General features: G+C 52.4%; 7 protein-coding genes. 3 read left to right on the top strand and 4 right to left on the bottom strand.

Annotation, left to right across the window (positions count from 1 at the left end; translation table 11 throughout):
- Positions 1–590: sensor histidine kinase (locus tag ACP5D4_RS14630; protein ID WP_428012358.1), on the top strand; the 590-nt coding region annotated here is incomplete at its 5' end.
- Positions 591–687: 97 nt separating this feature from the next.
- Positions 688–2,673: a diguanylate cyclase domain-containing protein gene (locus ACP5D4_RS14625; RefSeq protein ID WP_428012357.1), complete on the top strand. Its 1,986-nt coding sequence runs from the start codon at positions 688–690 to the stop codon at positions 2,671–2,673.
- A gap of 53 nt (positions 2,674–2,726) precedes the next feature.
- Here ACP5D4_RS14625 and ACP5D4_RS14620 read toward each other — a convergent pair whose 3' ends face one another.
- The 4 genes from ACP5D4_RS14620 to pilM form a co-directional block, all read right to left on the bottom strand.
- Complete coding sequence (locus tag ACP5D4_RS14620) at positions 2,727–5,180, bottom strand: AMIN domain-containing protein (protein ID WP_428012356.1); 2,454 nt, start codon at positions 5,178–5,180, stop codon at positions 2,727–2,729.
- Positions 5,181–5,512: 332 nt separating this feature from the next.
- The gene (locus tag ACP5D4_RS14615) at positions 5,513–6,412 is read right to left on the bottom strand and encodes a hypothetical protein (RefSeq protein ID WP_428012355.1); all 900 of its coding nucleotides are present in this window, start codon (positions 6,410–6,412) and stop codon (positions 5,513–5,515) included.
- A gap of 2 nt (positions 6,413–6,414) precedes the next feature.
- Positions 6,415–7,215, bottom strand: coding sequence for a PilN domain-containing protein (locus ACP5D4_RS14610; protein ID WP_428012354.1), 801 nt, complete (start codon positions 7,213–7,215; stop codon positions 6,415–6,417).
- 4 nt (positions 7,216–7,219) lie between these two features.
- On the bottom strand, positions 7,220–8,326 hold the full coding sequence (gene pilM / locus ACP5D4_RS14605; protein ID WP_428012372.1) for a type IV pilus assembly protein PilM: 1,107 nt from the start codon (positions 8,324–8,326) through the stop codon (positions 7,220–7,222).
- A gap of 244 nt (positions 8,327–8,570) precedes the next feature.
- On the opposite strand from pilM, the gene ACP5D4_RS14600 reads away from it, so the two are divergent.
- Entirely contained in the window at positions 8,571–9,860 is a 1,290-nt protein-coding gene (locus ACP5D4_RS14600; protein ID WP_428012353.1) for an ABC transporter substrate-binding protein, read from the top strand.
- The last annotated feature ends 179 nt before the right edge of the window (positions 9,861–10,039 follow it).

The raw sequence follows: 10,039 nt of genomic DNA, 5'->3' as shown, positions 1-10,039 counted from the left end.
TCATCGAATCTATGCGGTTTGGAGCATCTCGAATTCATCAAATCGTCAAGCATTTAAAGAATTTCGTGCGTCTCGACGAAGCTGAAATGAAGCGAGTTGACGTACATGATGGCTTGAAAAGTACGTTAATTATGTTGCAAAACCGACTTAAATTTGAAGGAGAGCGAGAAATAAAAGTTATTGAAAATTACGGTGAAATCCCGAAATTAGATTGCTATCCCGGTCAGCTCAATCAAGTATTTTTGAATATATTGAATAATGCAATTTATTTTTTACATGAATACAGTAAAAGACAAATTATAGACGATCCAAAAATAAAAATAAAAACATCTTTGATTGCTGAAAAATCAGAAATTCGCATCAGCATCGCCAATAACGGACCGAGTATTTCCGAAGAGGTAAAACCGAAAGTGTTTGACCCGTTTTTTACGACCAAACCCGTTGGAAAAGGGACGGGTATGGGACTGTCAATTTGTTATCAAATTATCGTCGAACGCCACGGCGGTCACTTGTCCTGCGTCGTTCCTCCCGAAGGTGGAACGGCATTTATTATCGAACTCCCCCTAGAACAGGAAGACCCGATCGGATAATTGATGATTAATAGTTAATAATTGATAATTAACAGGAAACCGACAACAGGGGTTTCCCCATCGAATTATCTCCCGTCCCCATCATCCCCTCTTCCCGATGGATAAAACGTTACAAGCCTTACTGACACTGCCCCAACTGGAATATTTCGTTATCGATCGCCACCGCACGATCGTTGACTGTTCCTCGGGAGTCTTGCGGTTCGGCGAAGTTCCCGAAGAGGTGAAAATTGGAAGCGACGCGCGATCGCCCTTTCCGGAACTGGTGGGATTGGAGAAAATTCTCGAGGATTTACTATGGCGGCGACGGACTTCCTTCATCCTCAAAGGTATCGCGCGGTTCGCCGACGACTCCTCGATGTTTTATATCGATCTGTATTTTTTGCCGAAAACCCTGGCTTCAAAGGAAATTCCCGGTCAAATTATCGTCTTAATTCGCGATTCCACCGAACGCATGGCCACAGAACAGGAGTTCGGACAAATCGCCAAAGAATACAGCATGGCGTTGACGGCGTTGGAGTCGGCGAAAAACTATATCGATCGCGTCTTCCAAGCCATGAAAGACGCCCTGTTCGTGGTCACGTCAACGGGCCACATCGTCACCACCAACCGCGCCGCCAAAGACCTTTTCGGTTATGAAGAATCGGCTTTGTTGTTACAGCCGATTACCAAACTCATCCTCGACGAGTCTTTATCGGAATCGATCGAACGCGGGGGAAAACTCCCCCAAACTGGCGTTTCCGGAGAGTTTGACTGTCGCACCCAATGGGGGGAAATCCGTCAGTTTGAGTTTTCTTGCGCCACGTTACAGCAGGAAGACGCCGTTGAAGCCTTCGTCTGCATCGGACGGGACATTACCGAACGCAAGCGCCTCGAAACTCAACTGCGACAGCAAGGACAGCGCGATCGCCTTCTCGGACACCTGATGCAGCGCATCCACCAATCCTTGACTTTGCAGGAAATCCTCAATACCACCGTTGGCGAAGTCCAGCAGAGTATGGGGGTCGATCGTGCCTTGGTCGTCCGACTCGAAGAACGACATCAAATGTGTCTGGCTACAGAATCGATGGCGTCGGGTTACGAGTCGATCTTAAACTGTGAGGGCTATCTCGAGGCATTGCGCGATCGCTGTCTGACTCGACAAGGCCGAGAAATCTTGGTTCGCGTTCCCCTGGCCGTTGACGACGTCGCCTCGCACCCCCACCTCGACGAATCCTGTCGCCGGATGTTGCAACAGGTGAAGGTGCGATCGGTCTTGGTGGTTCCTATTTTTAGCAACGCGCCCCCGTCGGAGTTGGAAGCGTCAACGCCGACGTCTGAAACTCAAGCTAACACTCAAACTAAAACTCAAACTAAAACTCAAACTAAAACTCAAACTAAAACTCAACTCTGGGGATTGTTAGCCCTGCAGGTTTGCCGGGAATTGCACCCTTGGCAAAACTGGGAAATAGAAATGTTACAGCGGTTGTCAGAACAGCTTTCGATCGCCATCGAACAGGCGCAGCTATACGAACAACTGCAAGCGGCGAACCAGAAACTCGAACGGTTAGCCAATCTCGACGAACTGACGCAACTGTTCAACCGCCGTCATTTTAACGAAACCTTCGATCGCGAGTGGCGGCGCATGGCGCGGGAACGACAGCCCTTGTCGTTGATATTGTGCGATATCGACGACTTTAAAAGTTACAACGACGCTTACGGCCACGTGGCCGGAGATGTCTGTTTGCAGGAAGTGGCGGCAGTGTTGCGCCGTTGCTTGCGTCGCGGGGGAGATATGGTAGCGCGATACGGCGGCGAGGAATTCGCCCTGGTTCTCCCCAATACGGAGTTATCCGAGGCGGTGCAAGTGGGACAGTCGATTCGCCGGATGTTAGCCAAGCGCAATCTCCCGCATCGCGCCTCGGATGTGAAACCCCATGTGACGATCAGTTTGGGAATAGCCTGTTGGGTGCCGTTGCCTTCTGCTTCTTCTGAGGAGTTGGTGAAAGCGGCAGATTGGGCCTTGTACCAGGCGAAAATTCGCGGGCGCGATCGCTATTGCATCTATCCTCACCGGAAATGGAAGCCTTCTCAGGATCGATCGTAAAAACCCCGGTTTGCTGGACAAACCGGGGTTTGAGGTAGGGACTCGAACGGAAGTTACGGATTTCCCGGTTGCGGGAACGTGAAGTTCCGCTGTTGTTCGAGGATTTCTCGGGCGTCTCGTCCGGGGGTGTAGGTATAGCCGAAGTTATTGGGATCGGCGTCGTCGAGAACGTTAGGGGTCAAGACGACGATGACCTCTTGCCGTTCGTTATCGCGCACCGTCCGCCGGAACAGCGAACCCAGTAGGGGAATATCCCCTAAAATCGGCACTTTACGAACCTCCGTTCGATCGCTGTCCTGAATAATTCCCGACAAAATCAGCGTTTGACCGTCCCGCAGGCGAATTCGTCCCGAACTAATCGAACGGCGTTGAATCAGCGTCACGATTTGTTCTCCTTCACCGGCTGTCCCCACGGGCGCACTAACGCTTGGATTGACCTGTAATGTTACAAAACCGTTGTCGTCAATGCGTTCCACTGTAACAGCCAATTCTAAGCCGACGGGTTCTTTATCGACTTGACGACTCTCACGAGTTCCGCTGGGAGTATCGATAAAATCGATGGTAATTTGACTGACCACTTCTTGAGTCAAATTCACATCCGCCGTTTGACCTTCTTGAATCACCAAGGTCGGATCGGTCAAAATCTTCGCGTTTCCGCTAATTACCTGCGCCTGTAACGTCGCTAGGAAGCGAGTTGGAAACTGAAATAACGAAGGAAGGCTAAACTCATATTCATCAGGACTCGTCACCGGTCGGAGAACAAAACCACTCGGTTCTCCAGTCACTGGGTCGACCGTTGTAGGAATTGCCTCAAAGGTCGTCTCTCCCGGCGTGAAGTCTGTAATTCCAGGATCGGTCGGATCGTTGTTGTTATCAAGAGGAGCATCGGCGGAAGCTGGAAAGTCGTTCGAGAAGAAACCATCTCCTAAGAACGGATCGCCACTATACGGGTTGTTAATAATGGGCGGTGTAATCGGACTACCCACTGTTGTATCGGCATTGGGGGGATTCGCGCCGCCAAAGTTAAAAACAGCCGAACCTCCATCGCTGGATATAAAGGTATCTCCCACCCCAAACGAAAAACTCGGCGTAAATTGCTCTTCGTTATTCAGAGAAACATCTACAATCTTGACGTTAAGCGCAACTTGACGGCGACGGGTTTCAAGCTGCATCAACATTTGAGTTGCCATCTCGACTTTACGAGGATCGCCGACCAGTGTAATTTCATTTCCTGAAAATACTGGGTCTCCCGATCGATTACCAATGGCAACCAGTAAACCTCGCAAAGGTAAAGGCGCATAGCCATCATAAGGATCGCCTCGATCGGCGACAGATAACAATTCAACTGTCGTTCGAGTGGTCGTTGTCGTAATTCGCGGCGAGTTGGGATCTTGAGGATCGATCCGGACAGATTGCGTCTGTGTTTGTGTGGCAACATCACTCGATTCTGCCCCTTGAGACAAGAGGAAATTTCGAGCATCAATTAAAGGGATTTGGTTGAGGCGTAGGGTGCGGCTGATTACAGGTCGTGCGCTATCCGGTAGATTACGGCCGACAACAATTGTATTACCTTCGCGATTGGCTTGCAAACCACTCAAACGCAAGACGTTATTAAACACCTCTTGCACGGACTCGTTTTCCACATCGAGAGTAATGGTTTGACCCGAGCCTTCTTGGTCTTGGTTTCTACGATTGCCATTCGTATCGTTGCCCACATAAGCCAGGTTCAAGCCTGCAGCCCGCGCTAGTAAAGATAGAACTTCTTCAACGGAGGCATCCCGTAAAACCAAGCGCGGAACCCGTTCGGAGGTTCCTAAATTAATCGTGTAAGTAGACGTATCGATGGAGGAAATCGCAATATCTCCCACTGGCGGCGCCACGGCGCGAGGTTGAAAGGCGGGAGCGGGGTTTACCGTCGGTTGTTGTCCTTCAAAGGGAACCCCATCAATTTCAATAGTGGGGTCGGGAACCAGAACGTCCGGGCGCGGTTGCTGTGCGGTTCGCTGGGGCGTTCCCGAGGGTCGCGTCACGCCCGAGTTCGCTTGAGGCCGCTGGGCGATTCCCGGCGGCGGTGCAGAGGGTTGAGACTGAGCGGCGGTGGCGTCGGCACTGTAGTTTAAGACAATGCCCCGACTGGCTTCTTGAACGATTTCCCCGTTGGGGGGCGTGCCGTACCCCGTGACGACCACGCGAGTGCTGTTGGAATCGAGGGGCGTCACCACCACCGAGGCGATACCGGGACTCGGATCGCGCTGGCTGTAGCCGTTCCCTTGCGGTAATCGCAGTTTTGTGTTAATGAGGTCAGCCACGATCGACTCGCCGCGACGAACCAGAAAAATCTGGGGTCGATCGCCGTTGGCGGTATCCATCATCAACATCATGCCAGACGGCGTTTGACGAACCTCGATCGAGGTGACTTCCGTGGGGTTAGCCAAAGCCACTTCCGGGGCGGCTACAACCATTGCTGCGCCGAAGCACAGCCCACCGAGTCCGAAATAATGTTTCACCGCTCTCTCCTCAACGCCAATATCAAATCGCGATTGCGATCGAGTTTACCTAGGTTTCACTTGAAACGGATTTAGAAAGGGATAAACCGAACCGGAATCAGTCCAGTCGATCGCGATTCTGAGTCGTATCTATCATACTGGAAGCGCGATCGCCAACAAACCCGCGTTAAAAATTCGTTGCACCCGGGTTACAGCCTTGTTCTGGCTGTCTTGTCGTGGCGATACCGTTGCGGTCAAGTTCTCTTTCTCCAAAACCGAGAAAATTCCAAAACCCTTGTTTGCGAGAAACCGGGTTTGAGAAAGAGAGTTCCCCGGACAGGATCGATCGACCTTTATTGAGCCGCTTCTTCGCCTTCCCCTTCCTCCTCTTGAGCCATTTGCTGTAACTCCTCCTGAGACAGAGGTAACAACGCCTGCAACGTAAAGGAAGAAGTAATTTTCGCGTCCGGCTGACATCCACTCAAAACGCCGTTTCGATCGAACAAAAAGGTTTGGTCTTCCAGCTCAGCTTCAAAGTTCTTAACCACCAACAGGGGTTGAAGCTGCTCCATTTGCGTCAAAACCATGCGCGTTTGGTCGAAATTCCCCTGCATTTCCACCTCGTAAGTCTGACGTTTCACCTGATTGTCCGCACTCGCACCGAGGGAACCATCTTGAACCAATTCGTAACCGTCCTCCGTAATCGCCGCCGCGTTCGTCTGGCGGGAAGTTTCCGGAAACACCGGCTCGAAGCGGGTCAATTTCGCTTGCGCAAAAAAGCCATCCACCCGTCGGTCTAAATCAGCATAATTGTCAATCACCGACGTAGGACAGCCTTCGGCCACCAACTTCGCGCGAATTTCCTCGGGTCCCAAATTCGCATTGCGCTGTCGAACCTGTTGGTTGAGGTCTAACAGGAGCGTATCGAGACTGTCAGGACTGGCGAACATCGACAGCACGTCTCGCTGAATCTGTTCGGCGGCGTCTCGTTCTTCCTGAGCCGCTTCGATTTGCGCCAGAATATCCCCCTGGGCTTGGCGTTGCGCCTCTTTCTCAGCAATTTCTCGCCGCAGGTTCGATCGTTGCTCCCACAAGGGTTTGACAAAATTCAGCGCCAGGTATATCGAAGCCCCCAAACCGACGACGGCAATGACCACCGCCAGGATTTGAGGCGACAGCGTAATCCCAAACAGGGCAATCCCTTCGGCTGCCTCCTCTTCACCTTCCATAAATTCTTCGTCTGGGTTGACCATCGTTAGATTACCCCTCTACTTTGCAGTTGCTGGATTCGGTTAACAAGTCCTAATGCACCCTTACGCTGCAATTCTGGCAAGATTTCCGTCGCCGGAACTTCGCGAATTTGCGTGACCAGCTCGAATTCAACCACCTGCTCGAACTCCAACCCCGTCGGCGCGTTGTCGTCGTAGGTTTGACTTCTCGCTTGGTAGTCCGTCATTTCCGCCGCAATCAATTGCGTGGCCGAGCCTTTAAACAGAGACGATTCCTGTAACACCACCACGAAATCGTTCACGTCGCTAAAGGACTTGGCGATACCGGAAATCGTCACCAGCGACGGCGGCCGTCCCGTTTCCGTCGGTTCCGGTTTGGGCAATCCCGAAGGCGGACGGCTGGCATCGTATTCGATCTGTCGAACCTCGCTAATCCTAACCCCGCCCGGTTGGCGATCGCGTAAATCCTGCAACAGCGCCGACCAGGGGGTAATGTAGTTAAACACCCCGGCCAACGCCTGAGTTTGCGCTTTAATTTGCTGGGTTTCCTGTTGAATTTGTTTGTATTGTTGTTCCTTTTGAAGATAGCTGCTGAGTTCGGCTTCGAGGTCGCCAATTTCCGCCTCTAACTGTGGAATCTCAAACTGTTTCAAATAGATAAACGCGCCACCCACCGCCGCCAGAAAGGCCACGGCGACCGCCGTTCCGCCGATGAGAACCGCCTTCCCTGGAATTTCGATCGATCGTCGTTCCCCCGCCGGGGCGGCTGCGGACTCAGGGCGATATTCTGGGCGATCGTTGAGAAAATTAATATCGATACTGTACACGGTCTTAAACCTCCCGCATTCCTAGACCCAGGATGACGCCCAAACCGGGCCGTTGAACCAGAGGAACTTCCTCTTCGTCCATTTCCAATCCTAGCGCAGCCACCGGATCGACTTGGTTGGTGGGAATACTCAATCGCTGCATGAAGAATTCGTCGAGTTGTCCGATGGAACTTCCCGGTCCGACGAGGAACAACTGCGCCACTTCCAAGCCTTCGCTTTGATTGAGATAGAAATCGATCGAGCGGCGAATTTCGTCCGCCAGTTCCCCCAATACCTTCATCATCGCCGTCGTTCCCGGGTTGTTGCCTCCCATCGTCCCCATCGTCATACTATCTCCGGTGTTCACCGGCAGCGTCATCCCTTGCAACAGTTCCGTATTGCGGGACGGGGGCAGGTTCATAGCAGCAGACAGGGCGCTTTGAATTTGAAAACTACCAATGCCGATGGTACGGGAAAACTGAGGGATGCCATCGACAATGACGGAAATTTCCGTACTGTCGAACTCGAGATCGGCGGTGACGGCAGCTTCCGAGGGCGTAAACTGTTGCAGTTGGTCGCGGATGCAGCGCAATACAGAAAAACTGCTGACTTCCACCACGTCCAAATCCAGCCCCGCTTCCTGAAACACAGTGAGATAGCTGTCTGTGACTTCCTTGCGCGTGGCTACAAACAACAGTTGAGTTCTCGTTTCCCCCTCCTCGTCCACGAAAGACCGCAGCTGTTGAAAGTCCACATCAGCTTCCTCGCGGGGATAGGGCAAATACAATCCCGCCTCTTGGTTGACGTAATCCCGCAGTTCGTTCTCGTCGAGACCGTCGGGAACGGGAATCAAGCGCACGATCGCTTCTCGACTCGGAACCGCCGTCGCGATATGTTTGGCTTTGATTTTATGTTCTTCGATCGTGGTTTCGAGGAGTTGCGCCATCGTGGGCAAATCCAGAATCTGCCCTTCTTCCATCACCCCTTCGGGAACTTCTTCGGTGATGAAGTTGGCGATTTTGTAGCCCTGCCCTTGCTTTTGCAGTTTAATCAAGTTGATTCGATCGGGACAAAGTTCGATCCCGATCCCTTGTTTGGACTTGGAGAAGATATTTTTAATAAAGTTAACCACGCTGTCCTCCATCACGAAGCGAGCGATCGCAGGTCCCGAACGCTCGCGATCGACGCGCGTTTCGAGAGATTAGCCGAACCCTTGCCCCAGAGCTAACACTGTTCTACTACGGGGCTGAAGTCCGTGACAAGTCCGCTCGATCGCCCGTCAACTCGCCCAATTTAACCAAATTTCAGGAATAGATAACCGAGACGGTTGCTCAGTACGCGATCGGCCCGACGATCCGTCTCGAACAGATACACCCATGAAGCACTTTAGCCGAACCTCAGTCAAACAGTGGGGAATTCGCCTGTTTTGCGGCGGACTCCTCAGCAGTCTCGTCAGTTGCGCCGCCTCGCCACCGCCCCCAGAGGAGGGAACTGTAGAATTTTGGACGATGCAACTGCAACCGCAGTTTACAGAATACTTCAACGACCTCATCGCCGATTACGAATCCCAACACCCCGATACAGAAATCGATTGGGTAGACGTTCCCTGGTCGGCCATGGAAGCCAAAATGCTGGCCTCCGTCTCCGCCCAAACCGCCCCCGACCTAGCCAACCTCAACCCCACGTTTTCAGCACTTCTCGCCGGCCGTAACGCCTGGTTGAACCTCGACGATCGCGTTTCCGAAACAGTACGCCAACAGTACCTCAGCCCCATTTGGGACGCCAGCCGCTTCCAGGGACAGAGTTTCGGCATTCCCTGGTACGTGACCACCCGCATCACCATCTACAACCGCCAACTCTTCCAGACTGCCGGAATCGATCGACCTCCCGCTACCTATGCTGAATTAGCACAACTTGCCAAAAAAGTCAAGGATAAAACTGGAAAATATGCCTTTTTCGTCACCGTAGTTCCCGACGATTCCGGAGAAGTTCTCGAGTCGTTAGTACAAATGGGCGTCCGACTGGTGGACGACTCGGGAAAAGCCGCCTTTAACACCCCCAAAGGCAAAGCCGCCTTTGAATATTGGGTCAAGCTGTATCGAGACGGCTTGATTCCCCGCGACGTTCTCACCCAGGGCCACCAACGGGCCATCGAACTCTACCAAGCCGGAGAACTCGCCCTGTTAACCTCCGGTCCGCAGTTTTTCCAAACCATCGCCAACAACGCCCCCGACATCGCCGCCGTCTCCGAAGCCGCCCCGCAAATTACCGGAGACACGGGGAAAATTGCCGTAGCGGTGATGAACGTCGTAATTCCCAAAGATACCGACAACCCAGAAGAGGCCATCGACTTTGCTCTATTTCTAACCAATCCCGAAAATCAACTCGCCTTTTCCAAAGCCACCAACACCCTACCGTCCACCATCGAAACCCTACAAGACGAATATTTCCAAACCGCCACCGACGACACCACCCAAGTAGACGACGCCCGCGTTATCAGTGCCGAACAACTACAACGGGCTGAAGTGCTAGTTCCACCCATCTCCAACGCCAACGAATTACAACGAATTATTTACGACAACTTGCAAGCGGCGATGTTAGAAGAAAAAACCGTCGAACAGGCACTTTCCGACGCTGAAGCGGAATGGAACAGTTTGACCCGTTAGAACGGACAGAACCTTACTGGAAACCGGGTTTCGGCAACCCTACCGACCCGGTACAATACTCCATCCTTTTCTCAAATCTCCCCTTCGCCCCCTATCCCCATGCATCTCTGGGCGTGAATACCTGATTGACGTTCTCCCCCGCCTGAAGGCAGGGGGATTCATCGTTCTACGAGTCTCCG

The organism is Baaleninema sp., from assembly GCF_049974805.1.
Classification (GTDB): Bacteria; Cyanobacteriota; Cyanobacteriia; order Cyanobacteriales; family Geitlerinemataceae; genus Baaleninema.
Note: the sequence above shows the minus strand (reverse complement) of the source record. Positions and strands in the feature narration are given on the sequence as shown.